This window comes from Streptomyces sp. NPDC034111, from assembly GCF_055575375.1.
Window position 1 is genome coordinate 19,736 of the sequence record NZ_JBVIST010000008.1, and the last position, 18,782, is coordinate 38,517.

Consider the following 18,782-nt stretch of genomic DNA (forward strand, 5'->3'; position numbering starts at 1 on the left):
AGATGTCCCGGGCTACGGCAGGACTGATCGCACCGACTCCGGTGACTGGCCCAGCACCGCTGTGCCGTCATCGGCGGTGATGATCGGCCGCTGAATCAGCGAGGGGTGGGCGGCCAGCGCCTCGATTCACCGGATACGGTCTCCCGTTTCGCGCGGCCACGCCGCGAGGCCCAGTTCCGCTGCGGCCGGTTCGCCGATGCGTGTGATGTCCCACGGCTCCAGCGCCAGCAGATGCCGCGAGTGGGCGGCGATCCGCTCCATGGCAGTGCAGTGGTCCAGTCCGTCTCGGTCAGCCGGCCCGCCTCCCGCACCTACGGCCGGGTGAGCCGGTCCGCGGCGGCATTCGCCTGCCAGCCGAAGAGGTCCTTGGGACCGGGCCGCCCTCGGTTGACCCGGTCGCCGGGCCGGCCTCGGAGCCTCGGACGCCCAGGATCCGGCCTGCCCCGACCGCCACATCCATCGCGACCGGTTGGGGTGCAGCAGTGAGGTCGTGGGGACCCACCGCTCGACGTCGTGCTCGGTCACACCGTCCGAAAGCTGAGTGTCCACCCGGACCGGCCACTCCTCCCCCGGCCCATACGGCGTACGCGTCCCCCACGGCTCCGCGATGCGATCGGGTGAAGGTCCCACCTCACACCTCTATCGTGCCGCCCGATGCCTCCCAGGCGCCGTGGCGCAGCTGGGTCGACGAGGTCGTGGCGAGCTGGGCCGCGTGTCTGCTCACCACCCCCGAGCTCGCCGACGAGGCGGTGGCCGCCCTGGCAAGGTGTGAGCACGCCGCGGGGGTGAGCCTTGACTTCCGCCGCCTGACCAGGCTCGACGACCGCGATTGCCGGGCGGCGGCGCTGCTGCGCCACCCGGATCTCGTCGCTCCTGTCGCCGAGCTGCACCGCGCCGCGCTCGTACGGCAACTGCGCGACGACCCAGCTCGACGCGAGCTGCGCCTAGGTCTTGTCCGCCCGATCATGTACGGGGCGGGTGACCGGACGTAGGCCACGGACGGCGAGGACGATCAGCAGGCCGAAGGCTGCGAGGGCGGTGAGCGTGCGCATGTTGTTGAACAACTCCCAGCGCCCCAGGATCTCCGCGTGCTCGGCCGGGGCTGAGGTAACCGCCCATCGCTTGATCTGCCCGTTGATCGGCACATTGCCGAACCGGGTTATCAGGAAGGACGCGAGGGTCAGCAGACTTCCCGCACCCGCGATCAGACGGGCGCGGCCGCCTGTCAGGACGGCGAGGGTCAGGGAACTCAGGAACGCCGTGCCCATCGCCGCCTGCATGGTGATGCCGTTCATCTTCATCAGTTCGGCATGGAACGACAGCCGCATGTCGAGCGGTACGGCATTGAACGTGGGGACGAGATTGGCCGCGCCGTAGCCGAACGCGCCGGTGAGGAGGCCGGTGGAGAGCAGGGCGAGTCCGTGGACGAGTCTGATGCGCATGTGCGTCGGCTCCAGTGCGTTGGCTCTTGGGGGCGTGTGGTCGGCTCTGGTAGGTGATGAGCAGGGTGCCGGGGCTGCCACCAGCGCGGGGTTCTGCGGCATCTCCATGGATTCAAGGGTTGCGGGGTATCCGCTATAAGTCCAAGATCGTGATCTTCTGGCATCCAGAACCGTCTTTTATGGCCCTCGGTACCTGCGGTAGTTGGGGCTTGTCCGGTCGTTCAGGCGACTGCTCCGTGGTCAGGTCATGGATGTGGACATGTGGCGGGGTGATCTGAGTGATCCCGAGTGGGGCTGGCTGCGGCCGTTTCTGACGGTCAGTGACAGGCATTGCGGCCGGTGGCGGGACCATCGACAGGCGATCGACGGGATCCTGAGCACGCGGCGGGCGCTCGTACCGATCCGCCGCCGGCGCCCGCCTGTGCAAAGGCTCACGCGGCGGACGACCACCCGGCTTCGAAGAAGCGCGGTACAAGAAACGCAACACCGTTGAACGAGCCGTCGACCGGCTGAAGCAGCACCGAGCCCGTGGCCACTCGCTACGACAAGCGCCGCTCAGGAACTGACCGACGCGGAGTGGCAGATGCTGCTGCTCCCGTGCCCGCCCCGCAGCTTCACCATCGTCGGGGACCGCGCCAAGGCCAGGCACGGGTTCACGGAGTCGTGGCAACAACGTCTTGAGCGAATCGGGCTCGACCGGATCAACCTGGCCTCCCGGAGCGTCAACTACCGGGCACCGGAAGAGGTCATGATGCTGACGGGATCGCCTGCGTCATCGGCGCTGGTGACATCGGAGTTGGCAGATTCCGGACGACGTCCCGCGTCCGGTCGAGGACGTCGACAAGGGGACGTCGACAAGGAGCGAAGAAGCGGTCGACCGGTATGTCGCGATGACCCGGGCGCCCAGCAACTCGTCATCCTGACGAGCTCGTGAGTCGGCCGCACGGGGCCTGCTTCCCTCCGAGTTGGTGGCAGGGCGGACCAGCCTGCGCAGCTGGCGACCCCGCCATGCTCACGATCAGCCGCTACGAGCCGGCCCCGCCGCGCACCCCTCCTGACGTGCCGACTAGCGCTTGGCGCCGATGCCGGTCAGTGCTCTTACCTCCATCTCCGCCTGCTTGTCGGGGTCCGCGGGGTGCTTGCTGAGAACCGTGCCCAGGAAGCCGCAGAGGAAGGAGAGGGGGATCGACACGATGCCCGGGTTGGTGAGCGGGAACCAGTGGAAGTCGACTCCCTGGACGATGGACGTGGGCGAGCCCGAAATCGCCGGGGAGAAGGCGATCAGCACCAGTCCGGACACCAGCCCTCCGTAGATGCTCCACAGCGTGCCCGTGGTGTTGAACCGCTTCCAGTACAGGGAGTAGAGCATGGTGGACAGGTTCGCGGACGCGGCGAGGGCCAGCGCCAGCGACACCAGGAAGGCGACGTTCTGTCCGTTGGCCACGATGCCGCCGATGATGGCCAGGAAGCCGATCACGATTGCCGTCAGGCGGGCGACCCGTATCTCGGACCGCGGGTCTGCCTTGCCGTGCCGGAGTACGTTGGCGTAGACGTCGTGCGCGAACGACGCGGAAGCGGCGAGCGTCAGGCCGGCGACCACCGCCAGGATGGTGGCGAACGCCACCGCGGCGACCACGCCGAGCAGCAGCGTGCCGCCGATGCGGAAGGCGAGGAGGGGTGCCGCGGAGTTCTCCCCGCCCGGGGCGTTGAGGATCTTTTCCGAACCCACCAGTGCGGTGGCGGAGTATCCGACGATGAGGATGCCCAGATAGAACGTGAACATCGACCAGGAGCACCACACCACCGATCTGCGCGCCTCCTTGGCGTCCGGCACGGTGTAGAAGCGCATCAGCACGTGCGGAAGGCTGGCGATGCCGAGGACCAGCGACAGGGAGAGCGAGACGAAGTCGAGCTTGGTTATCGCGTTCCGGCCGTACCAGCCGCCCGGTTCCAGCAGGCGCTCGCCCAACGGGCTGTTCTGCGCCGCTTTTTCCAGCAGGCCGGAGAAGCTGAAGCCGAACTTGCCGAGGATGAAGACGCTGATGAAGGTCACGCAGAGCAGCAGCAGGGTGGCTTTGATGATCTGCACCCAGGTCGTGCCCTTCATGCCGCCGACCAGGACGTAGAAGACCATGACGACGCCGACGCCCGTGATGACCAGGGCCTGGCCGCCCTTGCTGTGCACGTTGAGCAGCAGGGCGATGAGACCGCCGGCGCCGGCCATCTGGGCCAGCATGTAGAAGAACGTGATCACCAGGGTGGCGTTGGCCGCCGCCGCCCGCACCGGGCGCTGTTTCATCCGGAAGGCCATCACGTCGCCCATCGTGAACCGGCCGGTATTACGTAGCCGCTCGCCGATGAGCAGCAGGGCGATCAGCCAGGCGACCAACCATCCGACCGAGTAGAGGAATCCGTCGTAGCCATGGACGGCGATCGCTCCGGAAATTCCGAGAAAGGAGGCCGCGGAGAGGAAGTCGCCGGACAGCGCGATGCCGTTCTGCATCCCGCTGAAACCACTGCCCGCCGCGTAGTAGTCGGAGGCGCTGGGACTGCTGCCACTGGCCCGGTAGACGACGAACAAGGTGATGCAGACGAAGACGACGAAAATGGTCACATTGAGCGTCGGACTGCCGGTCGTACCGGCTGCGATCAGCACCTTCATTTCCTGCCGGCCTCCGCGTCGGCCCGCACCAGCTCGTGAATCCGGTCGGACTGGGGGTCGAGCCGCTTCTTGGCGAAGCGCGCATAGGTCACCACGATCGTGATCGTGGTCAGAAACTGCGCCAGGCCGAAGAGGGTACCCACGTTGACCTCGCCGGCCACCTTGCGCCGCATGAATTCGTTGCCGTAGGCGGAGAACAGGGCGAAGGTGAGGTACCAGCAGAGGAAGAGCGCGCTCATCGGGAACACGAAAAGCCGCAGTCGCCGACGGAGCCGGGCGAACTCCGGGCTGGCCTGGATTGCCGCGAAGTCGGGCTCGCCGGTGGGGTCGCATAACGGCCGGTCGCCGGCTTCCGAAAATGGGCCCGGAGTTCCGAGGCCGACGGCCGGCGTCGATGGGGGTGGAGCGGGAGGCTGCATGTCTCTCGTCATAAGTCCCTCCAGGTTTCGGCGCGTTGACCGGTCCGCCTACCGCTGAGGGAGGGAGTGTAGCGACCCGCCCGGTGCAGTCAAAGGCGGGGGGACCGGTAGCGCGCGGCCCGCTATGGGCTGGTCGTTACTGACTGGTTGTGGCCCGCCACGGGGTATTTGACGGTTCTCCCCGGTTCCCGGGGCATTCAGCCCGTTTACCCGTTGTCTGGGTGCATCAGGCAGCTTCTGACGAGCCATCACCGAGGAGCTTCTCTCTCCAGGCATCGCCGATGGTCAACGTCGCTCGTAAAGCGGGCCCTACGCGCGGAGCGGTCCCCTCCGGCAAACGTCGGACACCCGGCAGCAGAACACGTCAAACCATTGGCACGGGCGATCAGTTGCCCTACACTCGCCACCGCTCGACCGCTGGACATACATCCAGGAAATTCGCGATTCAATTATGTTGGCTGCCCAGACCCGGGAGGTAGACCCGCCGGTGGGACTCCTTGAGCATTCCCGCATCATCGCGCGACCAGGGTGGAATCGTTGGCTGGTCCCCCCGGCTGCGCTGGCGATCCACCTGTCGATCGGTCAGGTATATGCCTGGAGCGTTTTCAAATTACCGTTGGAGAGCGCCCTGCATATCTCGGGGGCGGCCAGCGCATTACCGTTCCAGGTCGGCATTCTCGTGCTGGGGCTCTCCGCGGCCTTCGGTGGCACCCTCGTCGAGCGCAGGGGCCCGCGCTGGGCGATGCTCGTCTCGTTGGTGGCCTTCTCCTCCGGATTCCTGATCGCCGCACTCGGCGTCGCCACCCGCTCCTACTGGCTGGTGGTCTTCGGCTATGGCTTCGTCGGCGGAACAGGCCTGGGCATCGGCTACATCTCGCCGGTGTCCACCCTGATGAAGTGGTTCCCCGACCGGCCGGGCATGGCCACCGGCACCGCGATCATGGGCTTCGGCGGCGGCGCACTGATCGCTTCGCCCTGGTCGACGCAGATGCTCTCCGCCTTCGGCAGCGACACGGGTGGGATCGCGAAGGCCTTCCTCGTGCACGGTGTCACCTACGCCGCCCTCATGACGCTCGGCGTGATGCTCGTGCGCGTACCGCCCCAGGGATGGCGGCCGGCCGGCTGGCAGCCCGGCGAGGACACCGGGAGGCGGCTCGTGACGACCGCGAACGTCTCCGCGAGGAACGCGGTGCGCACGCCGCAGTTCTGGTTGCTGTGGGTCGTGCTGTGCATGAACGTCACGGCCGGGATCGGAATCCTCCAGAAGGCCGCGCCGATGATCCAGGACTTCTTCCGGGACACGGCAAGCCCGGTCAGTGTGACAGCCGCCGCCGGGTTCGTCGCGCTGCTGTCCCTGGCCAACATGACCGGCCGGATCCTGTGGTCGTCGGTCTCCGACGTGATCGGCCGCAAGAACGTGTACCGGCTGTACCTGGGCGTCGGCGCTCTGCTCTATCTGACCCTGCTGCTCGGCAAGAACAGCAGCGTGACGCTGTTCATCGTCGCCGCCATGGTGATCCTCTCCTTCTACGGCGGGGGATTCGCCACCGTCCCCGCCTACCTGAAAGACCTGTTCGGCGCGTACCAGGTCGGCGCGATCCACGGTCGGCTGCTGACCGCCTGGTCGGTTGCCGGAGTTGCGGGGCCGGCCATCGTGGAGGCCATCGCGGATATGAGGCAGCGTGCCGGGCACACCGGGCCGGGCATGTACACCTTCTCGTTCTCCATCATGATCGCGCTGCTCGTCGTCGGATTCCTGGCCAACGAACTGGTGCGCGCGGTCAATCCGAAGTTCCACGAGCCCGAGACGGCGGTCCGCAGCGAGTCCGACCCCGTCCCGGCCAAGAACGCCTAGAACCACGGTGAACTGATGACTGATCCGGATCAGGCCCCACAGGCCGACGGCGCGAACGTGTTCCGGAGTCCTGGTCGCCGTGGCACGGCTCTGGGTGACAAAAGCGCGTAGCGACGGTGCAGGTACGGACGGGCCCTGACGAATCGCCGGTTGTTCGTGAACTGAAGTAGGGATTCCAAAAAGTGCGTGGTGGGCTCGGTCCGACGGAAGGCCTCGCCGAGACGGTGCGAGGGGGTGAAGCGCTCGCGGTACGGCCCCGAGTGGTGCCGGGGTACGAGGTACCTGCGCGGGAGATGGCCTCCCTCCCAGGAGAGCTCCGCAGCGCGAAAGAACCTCGTGAGGTATTGGCGCGGGGCCACCGGTCCCGGGGCGGGGGACATCTCTCGTGACCCCGGCAAGGCATGCGTGCCCGCGGGTGCGCCGGGTGCCGCAGTGGTCCGCCGTCGTGCAGTGGCGGAACTGGCGGCTGCCCGTCAAGTTGGCCGCCGTCCTGGCGGTGCCGGCGCTGCTCGGCGTCGCCTCTTCAGTGGTGCAGATCCAGCGCGAGGTCGCACGCGCGGAGGAGTACGCGGACATCCAGCAGCTGGTCGAACTGCGGGGCGGCCTGACGTCGTTGATCGGCGGACTGCGGCAGGAGCGGACCCTGTCTGCCGAGCACCTGGGCGACCTCACGCCCGTCGGTCAGGCCGCACTCCGGCGGCAGGCGCGCGCCGTCGATGACGCCGAAGCGTCCGTCAGGCGCACGGCCACCAAGCACTGCCACCTCGACCAGGTCTCAAAGACCCAGTACCACGAGGCGGGCACGTTCCTGCGACGGTTGCCCGCGCTGCGCGTCCGGGTGAACTCGGGCAGCATCGCGGCGTGGAGCGCCGCGCAGCAGTACAGCGCGGTCATCAAGAGCGTGCTGGCTCTGGACCAGGCCCTGGTCAACCAGTTCGGCGACCCCCAGCTCTCCCGGCCGGCGACCGCGTCGTACGACCTGGAGGTGGCCCAGGAGCAGATCGGCCTCCAGCACGTCATCATGCGGGAGGCGGCCAGGCGCGGCGGCCTGCGGGACCGGGAGCTCAGCCGGGCGCTACAGGACTCCGACACCAGGTTGCGGGACAAGCTCGCCGACTTCCGGGCGTTGGCCACCCCCGTGCAGGAGAAGGCCTACGCGGAAACCGTGACCGGCTCGGCCGTCAAGCGGCGCGCCCAACTGGTGGACATCGCGCTGTCCCAGCCGGAGGTGTCCGACGACCCGGGGCAGGGCGCTTCGTGGGAGATCCCGGTCAAGGACTGGAACGTCAGCTCCGAGCGCACCGGCGAGCTGATGGACAAGGCACAACTCGGGCTTGCTCACGACCTGCGCACGGTCTCCGCCGAGCTACAGGACCAAACCAGCGACCGGGCGGGCGCGGCGTCCGTGATCCTGCTGGCGGTGTTGCTGCTCGCCGTCGGCATCGGTGTGCTGATCGGCCGCTACCTGCTGCGGTCACTGGTCGTACTCCGCTCGACCGCCCTCGACGTGGCCGAGCGCAGGCTGCCGGCCGCGGTCGCGAACATTCGCGAGGGCCATATGCCGAACGCAGCGGTCGAGTCGGTGCCGGTGCACACCACCGAGGAGTTCGGGGAGCTCGCGCGGGCCTTCGAGGCGGTACACGGCCAGGCCGTGCGGCTGGCGGTCGAGCAGGCCACGCTGCGCAGCGATCTGCGGAACACCCTGGTCAACCTCTCCCGGCGCAGCCAGAGCCTGGTGGAGCGCCAGTTGCAGCTGATGGAGCAGTTGGAACGGCACGAGGAGGACCCGGACCAGCTGGCCAGCCTCTTCAAGCTCGACCACCTCGCGACCCGGATGCGGCGCAACAACGAGAACCTGCTGGTGCTCTCCGGCAGCGAGCTGGCCCGCCGCCTCGATCAGCTCGTGCCGCTGGGCAACGTACTGCGGGCCGCAGTTTCCGAGATCGAGCACTACCAGCGCGCCGTGGTGCAACTCCCGGCGCCCGTGGAGGTGATCGGGTACGCGGCCGGTGACCTGGCGCGGCTGGTCGCCGAGCTGATGGACAACGCCACCAGCTTCTCCCCGCCGGACACCCAGGTGGTGATCGGCAGCACCTGGCGGCGCGACGGATCGGTGCTGATCGACATCCTGGACCAGGGCATCGGGATGAACGACGCCGAACTGGCCGAGGCCAACCGGCGGGTGGCAGCGGGCAGCTCCGCGGACGTGCCCACCTCGCGGCAGATGGGCCTGTTCGTGGTCGGCAGGCTGGCAGCCCGGCACGGCATCAGCGTGCAGCTGACGATGGACCAGAAGGGCAGCGGCCTCCGCACCTTGGTACTCGTACCGGCTGAGCTGGTGAAGGCGGACGCCTCAAGTGATCTGGTCCGAGAGGGAACCCTGCTGAGTACGCCGGCCACCAAGCCCGCCTCACGGGTGGCGGCACTCCAGGCGCCCCATGCAGTCACCGCGGGCACGTCGCCGCGCCGGGGCGATGGCCGGACGCCCGCCACAGCCCGCGTCGACGACCCCACCACGGCCCCTGAGCGCACCGCCGGCGCCGCCGAGCCGGACCGCCCGGCCGACACCGGGGCGTACGCGGACCTGTCCGCCACAGCCCCGCCCACACCGGTCACCGAGGACGCGCCGGACGTCACCGACACCGGCTCATCGAACGGGACACCCCTAAACGGCCATGCCCTCCAGGACGCCACGCACCGGCCCGCGCCGCAGACGCCGTCCGGGCCCACAGACCCACGCGACGCCGAGACTTCGTGGTTCCAGCCGGCCACACCGACGTGGTCCGGCGCCACCCCTCAGGACCTCGCACACCCACCCGCGCCGCCCGCCGCGAACGCGCCCGAGCCGCAGACGTCAAAGAACACCGACGGGTTCTCCTGGTTCGCGTCCGGGTCGGCCCGCCCGCCCGCGGCAGAGCCCCTGGACACCCCGCACCCCCAGCCCACCGCGGGCCCGTCCACACCCGCCGCACCGCCCCGGCCGCCCGCGACCGAGCCGACGGGCGATGCGGAAACGAGCGCCGCGGAGACGGCCAACCACACGCGGGCCGGACTGCCCAAGCGGGTGCCGCGCGCGAACCTGGCACCGGGGCTGGCCGCACCGCCCGCCGGTGGCGCCGGCGACGTACCCGCGAGCCAGGACGCCGGCCGGACCCGCGGATTCCTCAACAGCTACCAGGCAGGAATCCGTCAGGCTCGCCCCGACGAGACGTGACAGCACCCCGACGAGCCCGGCAGGAGAACCTCCCATGACCGCACCCCAGCTCCGACAGGTGAGCCAGTTCGGATGGCTGGTCACCAACTTCACCGAGCGCGTGCCCAACGTGGCACACGCCGTGGTGGTCTCGGTCGACGGGCTGATGCTGACCGCGTCGAACCGCATACCGGATGCCCATGCCCAGCAGCTCGCCGCGATCGCCGCAGGCGCTGTCAGCCTGATCCAGGGCGCCGCGAGCTGTTTCGAGACCGGTGACATACGGCGGACCGTCGTACAGATGAAGAACGGGATCATGCTCCTCATGTCGATCAAGGACGGCTCGTGCCTCGCGGTGCTGGCAGCGCCGGACTGCGAGATAGGGCAGATCGCCTACGAGATGACCGTGCTCGTCGACCAGGTGGGCGAGATCCTGACCCCGGAACTACGCGCCGAGTTGCACCAACTGAACCAAGCCGCCGCTCAGCAGCCCGGATAAGGCGACCATGAGCACCGGTGGAGGCCCATTCGGACCCCCTCGGGAGGGTCAGGGGCCGGAGGACGACCAGACATTCGCCGACGTGCTCAACGCGTTCAGCTGGGACAACGCACGACGCAGGCGGAAACGCTCCGAACCCGGCGACCAGCCCCGGACCGCGCCTCACCACGAGACGGACCCCCCGCCGACCCATCCGGCGCCGGCCTCCCCGGAGGTCGCTCCGCCCCCAGACCCGCTCAGCGCCTGGACGCCAGAGCACCAGCACCAGCACCAGCACCAGGACACCGACCAGTACGCGGCCTCGATCGTCCGCGCCTACACCTGGACCGGCGGCCGCACCAGATCGAACCACCACTTCGAGATCGAGACCCTGGTGACGGCCACCGAACTGGGCTACCGCTCCACCGCCATCGCGCAGACGGAGTACCGCGCGGTGATCGGGCTGTGCGGACAGCCGGTATCGGTGGCCGAGGTGGCCGCGCTGCTCTCACTCCCCCTCGGGGTGGCCAAAGTGCTGCTCGGTGACATGGCGGATCGTGGACTGATCACCGTGCACCAGACCGCCACCACCAACGGCACCACCCCGGACCGCGCGCTGATGGAGCGGGTACTGAGCGGACTGCGGCGGCTCTAGGTGACACACGTTCGCGGGCTACCGGGCGGACGGACGTACCGGGGCCCGTAGACCGCCTCACGTCGGCGCGGGCGACCGGCCGGTATCGGCTGCCGGAGGTACTGGGCCGCGCCGGAACTGGCGAGTCGCGGGGGCCCAGGAAACCGGCGTCCCCGCACGGGCGGTCACCCGCATCCTGCGGGCCATCAGATGCCTCGCCTGGCATCTGATGGCCCGCTGCTTTTGACGGCAAAGAGATAGAGTCCTGCTCCGCCGACGACGGCAAGGTGCTTGCCGGAGGGTGCGAAGGCTGCGTCAGTCAGGTACGCGTTGGTCCGAATCCAGCAGATGCGCCGCATGCCGGAGAGGTCGTACAGCCCGACGAGACCTGGGTCCGCGACCAGGGCCGCGTGCGTCTGGCTTGAGGTGATCCGACGAACCCAGCCGAGCGAGGGTCTCCGTGGCTGGGCCCCAGTGGCCGGTGGCGTGGCTTGCCGCTGACGTCGGCGAGGAGGGAGCATGCTGCGTTGGTACTGCTGGCCCGCGCTGGTCAGACGCCAATGGATGATCGCCTTCCGGCCGTCGCTGTCAGCTGTCACGGCGAGGACTCTGTCGCCTGCGGGTGTGAAGCAGACACTGCACCAGTTCGCCCACTCGACGGGTGGCCACAGGGACAGGCCGGTTCCTGGGGCACCGTTCAATGTGGCCACTTGCAACGGCTCGCCCGACCGCCCGACCGCGTACGTCCTTCCGTCAGGCGCGAGTTCCACGACGCCCGCGCGGTTCGGTGACCCTTCACCGATTTTCACGAGGTCCAGTTGACTGCTGGGCGGGGAAGCGGGTTCACCATGGCCCGCCCGCGGATCCCACGGGTCCAGGGAGAGCCATGTCCCTTCCACCGTCTGCACCTTCACCGTGCGGCCGCTGGGCTCCCAGAGCACGCGCATGAGACACGGCGTGCGTCGTGTCGTCTCACCCTCGATTCGGTCAGGTCGCCATAGTTTGATCACCCGGTCACGGTTGGCGGTGGCGATGATCTTGCCGTCGGGCCGCCACGCGAGACGGTCGCCACTCGTGCGGCTTACGGATGCTCCGAGTTCCATGCGCGCCGCTTGCTCGGGACACGCACCCTGCCTCAGTTCCGGATCGGGAGGCACCCGCCACAGCGCTATGGCAGCGTCACGGCCCTGCACCGCCACATGCCTGCCATCCGGGGCCCAGTGGACGCCGCCGGGCGCGCAGTCCCTCTGTCGCCACAGGATCTGCCCGGTCAGAGGATCCACAATCAGGGCTGTATGAGCAACGTCCAGCGCGGCGGTGCGGCCTCCCGGCCTCCACCTCAGTGACGGGCTGTACTCCCGGCCGGGAAAGTGTCCTGAGGATTCGGGAAGCCGCATCCCGCAGGGGTTCGTCCAGCGTTCCAGTCGTACCGCGTACCTGTCTCCGTCGATTATCCGCACGCGGGCGAGCAGCCCCAGTTCGCCGTGCCAGTCGAGGGCAGTCACCTTGCCCTGGAGTTCGGTGCTGCTGCTTCCCGGAAGCAGCCTCGGGCGGCTTGCGGACTCCAGCACCCAGTGCCGTACGCCGCCGGTGTCGGAGGAGACGGCAAGTGAGGCGGAGTCCGGTGACCAAGCGAACGTCGGCCATCGCGCGGAGAGCCTGGCGGTCTCTGCTCCGTTCGCGGCACGGTGGATGAAAAGGGCGTTGTCCGTGCAGACGGCGAGATGCTCGCCATCGGGGCTCCAGCGAAGATCTCTGAGTAATTCGCCAGGAATCGGCCGGGACCACAGCCGCTGCCAACCGGCCTCGCTCGTATCGACGACTTCGAGGGTGCCGGGTCCGGCACCGGCGAGGAGGCCGCCGGCCGGATGCCAGTCGATGGTGTGGTACGTGCCGGACCCGCGTGCCGCGAACGACCGCAGCAGAGCCCCACTGTCGCGGTCTGGAAGAGGACGTACGGCTACGAGACCATGCCCTGGCCGGGCTTCCTGGATATGGCAGACCTCGTCGGTAAGTTCCGGGCGACTGATCAACCGGCTCTCCAGCGTCAGAGCGATGTCGATCCGGGCGGAGCCGCCCTCGGCCAGCAAATGCCCCTCCTGGCCGAGCAACCGCATCAGTTCGCGGGTGTACCCATCGCCCTCGCGAGCAGCGGAGTACAGGGCCAGGTCGGCTTCGAGCGCCATCGGGCCCGATGCGGTGACGCGAGCGGTGAGGAAACGCATGTCGCGCAGCAGGGACGCGAGTTCGTCCAGCCGCTCCGCCTGGACCAAGTGGTAGGCGATGCCGTCTGCCTCGGGCAGGGCGTGCCAACCTGACGCCGGGCGCAGGACGTCGAGGAGGTGGGCACTGGCGCGGGCCATACGCCCCGGTTCCATGCCACGCAGCGCCTGCCGGGTAATGGTGTGAAGCCGCAGCCCGTCGGCATTGGGGGCAGTGGCCAGGGAACGGCTGATGAACCGGCCGCACTCGGTGCGTGTCTCCACCTCGCCCATGTCCCACAGGCGTTGGAGCAGCCGATACGGAATCGTCTCACCGTCCGGAAAGGCGGCGAGGGAGACGAATCGGTCCCGGCTGCTCTCTCCCCCGGGAGTGCTCTCGGCCAGGTCGGTGAGGCTGAGCTCCAGGGTCCTGGCTATCCGCCGGGGTACATCGGCGTCCGACATCCTGTCCAGCGCCGCCGTGATGCCGCCCTGGCAGTCCAACTCGGCCGCGAGTCTGTTCACCGCATCGGTGACGGTCATGGCATGGCGGCCACTGTCGACCAAGTTGTCCACGATGCCGGAGAGCATGGCCAGCGCAAGCGGCGAGTTCCCGACCCGGTTGCGTAGTTCGCCGGCTCTCGCGACGCCCAACGAAGGAAATGCTGCCCCCTCTGCGTCGCTCATGGCATCCACGACGAGCTGCGTTCCGTTGAGCACTCCCTCGCGCCTGGTGGTGACCAGCAAGGTGACCTGTTCACCGGCGGCAGCGAATTGCTCCAGATCGGCCTTGCTCCATACATCGTCCACGACCAGCAGCACCGGGCGGTCCGGGAGATTGGCCCGGAATACGCTGGCTGCCGAACGAGGGCTGACACACATACCCTGTGGCGACCCGGTGAGCGCTTCCGTGCAGGCAGTGAGGGCTCTGACGATCCGCATGTCGTCGGGTTTCCGACCGAGTTCGGCCCACAGCACGCCCCCGCCGAACCGATCGCTCACCTGTTGGCACGCCCAGCTCGCAAGGGTCGTCTTGCCGAAGCCGCCCGCCCCGCACAGGACCACGTCCTGTCCGTCCAGGAGGGCTTTGACAAGCAGCTCACCCACGTCCGCCCGCTCGATAAACGGCGTCGGTGGCCTGGGGGCCATGTTGACGTACCGCGGCGGAGAGGCTTGGCGAGCCTCGTGGATCACGACGCTACTGATGTCGCGTGCCTGTACGACAGGGCCCCACGCGTTCCCTCGGAACTCGTTGTGAGTCCCATACTGACTGGCCATCACTCCTAAGTGTCACCTACCCCGCGGGCTCGAACAAGCGGGCTGGTAGGCGTGCCCGCACTGCCTCCAGGGATCTCGACGCCGGGCGCTTGTGAGGCATTTGTCGGTCACCGGTAACGATACGGGTTTCAGCCACACAACCCTTGACGTCGCGCTGAGCCGGGGCAAAACTTCCGTTCATCGGTCGGCATTGCCGAACACCTACCGGCAATACGCATTCGAGCGTGGCAATGCCAAGGGCCGGCAACGCCCTCACCTGAGGCGCGGACCACCGAAGGGGACCCGGAGTTCGCCTTCCCCTGGACGAAGGACAAAGGAGTCGCGGGTGCCCAGCTCCGACAGCGCTCGAAGGCCCAGAACACGGGCTGACCGGCCATCACCTTCGGGTGGAGCTTCGCGGTACACCGCCCCGGTGCAGCTTCCCTGCCCTGACAGGGAACAGCTCGGTGGGCCGGGCGCCGACAGGCTGCGGCCCGGTGATCAGAGCCGGTCCCCGCATGTCCCGCTGCCTCCGCGCCTGTCGTACTCCCCCTTCATGAGGACCTGATGACACAACACATACCGGACGCGGTGTTCTGGTGCCTCGCCGCGGTCACGCTCGCCGGAGCGTCGCTGCTGGTACGCCAATACCGGATCACCGCCGCCCTGCGCCGTCGACTGACGATCCACGAAGCCGGCCTGATCGCCCGGGAGGAGGAGGTCCGGCACCTCTCCGAAGTTCGGCTTCCCGCACTGGTCGAGGCGGCCCACGGCAGCGCACCCGTGCCCGGGCCTCTCGATGCGGATCTCGCCGGAACGACGTACGGAAAGAACCTGGAGCAGATCGTCGAGCAGTTCACCGGGGCCGCCGAGGCCACGCGATCCCGGGCGGACAGGTCGGCGAAGGCGGCACTGAAGGCGGCGATGCGCGCCCTACAGGCATTGGCGAACGAGCAGCAGGTGTCGATCTCCGACATGCAGGACCGGCACGACGACCCCGATGTGCTCCGGGACCTCCTGGAGGTCGACCACGCCAATGCGCAGTTCGGCCGGAGGGCGCAGGCCATCGCCATGCTCTGCGGCTCGTGGCCCGGACGGCAGCGGGCCGCGTCACCGCTGCTCGACGTCGTACGCGGTGCGACATCGAGGATTCGGGACTACCGACGCGTCAAGGTGCACTCGCGCGTCGACATGGACGTCGTGAGCCGAGCCGTCGAGCCGGTCGTCCTCGCGGTCGCCGAGCTGCTGGACAACGCGGCGCGGCACTCCCGGCCCAACACCACTGTCGAAGTCGGCATCCAGCCGGCCCACAACGGCGTCAGCATCGTCGTCGACGACGCCGGCATCGGCATGGACGCGCGCGAAACCGAGGAAGCCGGTCGGCGTCTGTCCGGCCTGGTGGACATCGACATCAACAAGCTCGGTGTCCCGCCGCAGTTCGGCTTCGCCGTCATCGGCGCACTCGCCGCCCGGTACGGATTCAGCGTCTCGGTCGACACGCAGTCCCCGTACGGCGGTGTGCGGGCCGTGCTCTTTCTCCCCAACGCGCTCCTCAACCGGGTGCGTTTCATGGGCCCGCCCATCCCCGCGCTGGGTGCCGAGACGCCGCCCGCCCCGGAGCCGGCATCCCCCGGCGCGCCCGAAGCGGAGGCAGCGCCGTCGTCCACCACGGGTGGCCTGCCCAAGCGCCGCCGACGCACGCAGCAGCATCAGGCTGCCGACGGCGGCCCCGAGGCCCCGGCCTCCGAACCCGCGCTGGTCCGCCCCGCCGCCGAGAGTGCCTCCCGTATGGGCGCGTTCGCCCGCGGCACCCGCTCCGGCCGCGACTCCTCCCCCGACACCGAAGGAACCCCCCAGGAATGACCGGCCAGATGACCAGCGAACTCGGATGGATGCTCGACGAGGTCCTGAAGGTCCCGGAAGCCCGCCACGCGATCCTGCTCTCCGCGGACGGCATGCTCCGCGCCCACTCCCAGGGCATCAAGCGCGACGAGGCCGAGCGGCAGGCCGCGGCGTTGTCCGGACTCCAGTCCATCAGTCACAGCACCGCCGAGTTCTGCGGGCGGGAGACCTCGCCGTGGCAGCAGACACTGGTCGAGTTCGTCGACGGGTACGTCTTCCTGGTGGCCGCCGGCGCGGGCGCGTATCTGGCGGTCTCGGCCGGCCGGGACGTCGACATGGAAGCCGTCACCTACAGCATGCACAAGTTGGTCGACCGGCTGGGCAAGGAGCTGACCAGTCTGCCGCGGCAGCACTCCGTACCCGGCAGGCCGGACGACTCCGGTACGGCATGACCCCGCCGCGCCCCCGGCGTGGCAGAGGACTCGTACGGCCGTACGTCGTCACGGAGGGCCGCGCCCATCCGACACGCAACACACTGGACCTCGTGGCGCTGGTGACGGCCGTGCACGACCGTCCCCCGCACGGACTGAGCCCGGAGAAGCAGCGTGTGATCGAACTGTGCCGGCCCGGGGCGCTGTCGGTCGCCGAAGTGGCCGGACATCTCGCTCTGCCTGTGAGCGTCACCAAGGTCCTGCTCAGCGACCTCGTCGACAGCGGTCACGTCCACATCCGGCCTCCCGTCCCCAAGGCACAACTGCCCGACGCCCGACTCCTGCAGGAGGTGCTGGATGGGCTCCGCTCCCGTTTCTGACCCGGTCGACCCGGTCTACGTCTCGGACACGGTCACGACCGCGATCAAGATCCTCGTGGTCGGCCACTTCGCCGTCGGCAAGACCACGTTCGTCGGCACCCTCTCCGAGATCCGGCCGCTGCGCACCGAAGAGACCATGACGCAGGCCGGCGAGCTCGTCGACGACCTCACGGGCATCCCCGGCAAGACCACAACGACCGTGGCCATGGACTTCGGCCGCCTCACGCTCAACGAGTCTCTGGTGCTGTATCTCTTCGGCGCCCCCGGGCAGAAGCGCTTCACCCAGCTGTGGAAGGACATGCTGAACGGAGCTCTCGGCGCACTGGTGCTGGTGGACACCCGAAGGCTCGACCAGTCCTTCGACATCATGGGCCTGCTGGAAGAGCACGGCATGCCGTACGCGGTCGCCGTCAACCAGTTCGACGGCGCGCCGGTGTTCCCCGAGGCGGAGATCCGCGAGGCTCTCGACCTGCTCCCGGAAACCCCCCTGGTCACCTGCGACGCGCGGGAAGCCACGTCCGGTGCCGGAGCGCTGATCTCCCTCATCGAGTACCTCCAGACCCGCACCCCTCAGGAGCAAGGATGACGACACCGCGGCCCGCACACGACGCGGCGCCTCCTCTCGGCTGCCCGGCGCACGGCGGCGCACGTACGGTGGAGCGGCTGTACGGCCCGGAGTTCGCCACCGACCCCATGGCGTCGTACACCCGACTGCGCGCCCACGGCTCCGTCGCGCCCGTGGAGATAGCGCCCGGCGTGCGCGCTTCTCTGGTCGTCGGCTACGACACCGCTCTGGAGGTACTGCGCAGTCCGGAGCGCTTCTCCAAGGACCCGCGCCGATGGCGGGCTCTCGCCGACGGGACGGTGCCGGCGGACAGCCCGGTCGTGCCGATGATGACGTACCGGCCGAACGCCCTGTGGACCGACGGCGACGAGCACGGCCGACTGCGCGGCGCCATCACCGACAGCCTGGGCCGCGTGGACCCCGACGCGCTCAGGCGCTACGTGGAGCACAGCGCCGACACCCTCATCGACCGGATCGGCCCCAAGGGGCGGGCGGATCTCCTCCACGAATACAGCGCCGTCCTGCCCCTGCTGGTCTTCAACCAGCTCTTCGGCTGCCCGCCCGCCACCGGGGACAAGCTGGTCGAGGGCATGTCCGGGATCTTCGACGCCGACGCCGGCTCCGAGAAGGCGAACGCGGTGCTCGCCGAGGGCGTCGCCGAGCTGGTGGCACTCAAGCGGGCGGAGCCGGGGCCGGACGTGACGTCCTGGCTGATGGCCCATCCCGCCGCGCTGACCGACGAGGAGATGACGCACCAGCTGGTGGCGCTCATAGGCGCGGGCACCGAGCCCCAGCTGAACCTGATCTGCAACGGCCTGCGGCTGCTGCTGTCCGACGACCGGTTCGCCGGTGATCTCGCACGCGGCACCATGCCCGTCGAGGACGCCATCGACGAGGTGCTGTGGACCGACCCCCCGATGGCGAACTACGCCGTCCACTACCCGCTCCACGACCAGGAGCTCGACGGAACCCTCGTCCGCGAGGGTGAGCCCATCCTCATCAGCCTGGCCGCCGCGAACACCGACCCGGGCCTCGGCGGCGAACGCCGGACCGGCAACCGCGCGCACCTCGCGTGGAGCGCGGGCCCGCACACCTGTCCGGCGAAGGGCCCCGCCCGCGTGATCGCCGCGGTCGCCCTGGAGAAGCTCCTCGACCGGCTCCCCGACATCGAACTGGAAATCCCGGTCGAGAAGTTGGAATGGCGGCAGGGCCCCTTCCACCGGGCTCTGGCCGGCCTGCCCGTCCGCTTCCCGCCGATCGGCCGACGGGGCTGAACGCTCTCCGGTGTGACGACGCAGCCCTCGTCGACCTCGATGGTGGTGGCCTTGATGGTGTTCTGCTTGCGCTTGCCGGAGACGAAGACCCGGCGTCCGGGGCGGTGCGCGGACGGGCAGCGGACCTGGCGGGTGTCCTCACCCACGCC

Annotated in this window: 13 protein-coding genes and 4 pseudogenes; 11 read left to right on the top strand and 6 right to left on the bottom strand. The window is 68.9% G+C overall.

Annotated features, from left to right (window positions below):
- Positions 1 to 12: 12 nt before the first annotated feature.
- Positions 13 to 228, bottom strand: a pseudogene (locus ACZ55A_RS20090) (ArsC/Spx/MgsR family protein); the annotation flags it as partial.
- 86 nt (positions 229 to 314) lie between these two features.
- A pseudogene (locus ACZ55A_RS20095) lies at positions 315 to 630 on the bottom strand (nitrate reductase); the annotation flags it as partial.
- Between the two features lie 41 nt (positions 631 to 671).
- On the opposite strand from ACZ55A_RS20095, the pseudogene ACZ55A_RS20100 reads away from it, so the two are divergent.
- Positions 672 to 992 (top strand): annotated as a pseudogene (locus ACZ55A_RS20100) (hypothetical protein); the annotation flags it as partial.
- On the opposite strand, the gene ACZ55A_RS20105 reads toward ACZ55A_RS20100, so the two are convergent.
- Positions 945 to 1,442 (bottom strand): anthrone oxygenase family protein, encoded by a 498-nt coding sequence (locus ACZ55A_RS20105; protein ID WP_468841638.1) that lies wholly within the window; start codon positions 1,440 to 1,442, stop codon positions 945 to 947. The pseudogene ACZ55A_RS20100 and the gene ACZ55A_RS20105 overlap by 48 nt on opposite strands.
- A 550-nt stretch (positions 1,443 to 1,992) precedes the next feature.
- Here ACZ55A_RS20105 and ACZ55A_RS20110 point away from each other — a divergent pair.
- Positions 1,993 to 2,376 (top strand): annotated as a pseudogene (locus ACZ55A_RS20110) (AAA family ATPase); the annotation flags it as partial.
- Between the two features lie 132 nt (positions 2,377 to 2,508).
- On the opposite strand, the gene ACZ55A_RS20115 reads toward ACZ55A_RS20110, so the two are convergent.
- Both ACZ55A_RS20115 and ACZ55A_RS20120 read right to left on the bottom strand, forming a co-directional pair.
- Positions 2,509 to 4,104, bottom strand: coding sequence for a solute symporter family protein (locus ACZ55A_RS20115; RefSeq protein WP_468841640.1), 1,596 nt, complete (start codon positions 4,102 to 4,104; stop codon positions 2,509 to 2,511).
- Complete coding sequence (locus tag ACZ55A_RS20120) at positions 4,101 to 4,343, bottom strand: DUF485 domain-containing protein (RefSeq protein WP_468841642.1); 243 nt, start codon at positions 4,341 to 4,343, stop codon at positions 4,101 to 4,103. Before ACZ55A_RS20120 ends, ACZ55A_RS20115 begins: the two co-directional genes overlap by 4 nt.
- A gap of 667 nt (positions 4,344 to 5,010) precedes the next feature.
- Between ACZ55A_RS20120 and ACZ55A_RS20125 the strand changes: the two genes are divergently transcribed.
- The 4 genes from ACZ55A_RS20125 (at position 5,011) to ACZ55A_RS20140 (ending at position 10,704) form a co-directional block, all read left to right on the top strand.
- Positions 5,011 to 6,378: an L-lactate MFS transporter gene (locus ACZ55A_RS20125; protein WP_468841644.1), complete on the top strand. Its 1,368-nt coding sequence runs from the start codon at positions 5,011 to 5,013 to the stop codon at positions 6,376 to 6,378.
- Between the two features lie 424 nt (positions 6,379 to 6,802).
- The gene (locus tag ACZ55A_RS20130; protein ID WP_468841646.1) at positions 6,803 to 9,592 is read left to right on the top strand and encodes a sensor histidine kinase; all 2,790 of its coding nucleotides are present in this window, start codon (positions 6,803 to 6,805) and stop codon (positions 9,590 to 9,592) included.
- Positions 9,593 to 9,626: 34 nt separating this feature from the next.
- Positions 9,627 to 10,070, top strand: a complete 444-nt coding sequence (locus ACZ55A_RS20135; RefSeq protein ID WP_468841648.1) for a roadblock/LC7 domain-containing protein — start codon at positions 9,627 to 9,629, stop codon at positions 10,068 to 10,070.
- 82 nt (positions 10,071 to 10,152) lie between these two features.
- Complete coding sequence (locus ACZ55A_RS20140; RefSeq protein ID WP_468841650.1) at positions 10,153 to 10,704, top strand: DUF742 domain-containing protein; 552 nt, start codon at positions 10,153 to 10,155, stop codon at positions 10,702 to 10,704.
- A gap of 185 nt (positions 10,705 to 10,889) precedes the next feature.
- Here ACZ55A_RS20140 and ACZ55A_RS20145 read toward each other — a convergent pair whose 3' ends face one another.
- Entirely contained in the window at positions 10,890 to 13,991 is a 3,102-nt protein-coding gene (locus ACZ55A_RS20145) for an NB-ARC domain-containing protein (protein WP_468841652.1), read from the bottom strand.
- 717 nt (positions 13,992 to 14,708) lie between these two features.
- On the opposite strand from ACZ55A_RS20145, the gene ACZ55A_RS20150 reads away from it, so the two are divergent.
- The 5 genes from ACZ55A_RS20150 to ACZ55A_RS20170 are packed head-to-tail and all read left to right on the top strand — an operon-like array spanning position 14,709 to position 18,633.
- Positions 14,709 to 16,004, top strand: a complete 1,296-nt coding sequence (locus ACZ55A_RS20150; protein WP_468841654.1) for an ATP-binding protein — start codon at positions 14,709 to 14,711, stop codon at positions 16,002 to 16,004.
- Positions 16,001 to 16,435, top strand: coding sequence for a roadblock/LC7 domain-containing protein (locus ACZ55A_RS20155; RefSeq protein WP_468841656.1), 435 nt, complete (start codon positions 16,001 to 16,003; stop codon positions 16,433 to 16,435). The genes ACZ55A_RS20150 and ACZ55A_RS20155 overlap by 4 nt, the downstream gene beginning before the upstream one ends.
- On the top strand, positions 16,432 to 16,794 hold the full coding sequence (locus ACZ55A_RS20160; protein ID WP_468841658.1) for a DUF742 domain-containing protein: 363 nt from the start codon (positions 16,432 to 16,434) through the stop codon (positions 16,792 to 16,794). Before ACZ55A_RS20155 ends, ACZ55A_RS20160 begins: the two co-directional genes overlap by 4 nt.
- The gene (locus ACZ55A_RS20165; protein WP_468841660.1) at positions 16,772 to 17,380 is read left to right on the top strand and encodes a GTP-binding protein; all 609 of its coding nucleotides are present in this window, start codon (positions 16,772 to 16,774) and stop codon (positions 17,378 to 17,380) included. Before ACZ55A_RS20160 ends, ACZ55A_RS20165 begins: the two co-directional genes overlap by 23 nt.
- Positions 17,377 to 18,633, top strand: a complete 1,257-nt coding sequence (locus ACZ55A_RS20170) for a cytochrome P450 (protein ID WP_468841662.1) — start codon at positions 17,377 to 17,379, stop codon at positions 18,631 to 18,633. The genes ACZ55A_RS20165 and ACZ55A_RS20170 overlap by 4 nt, the downstream gene beginning before the upstream one ends.
- The last annotated feature ends 149 nt before the right edge of the window (positions 18,634 to 18,782 follow it).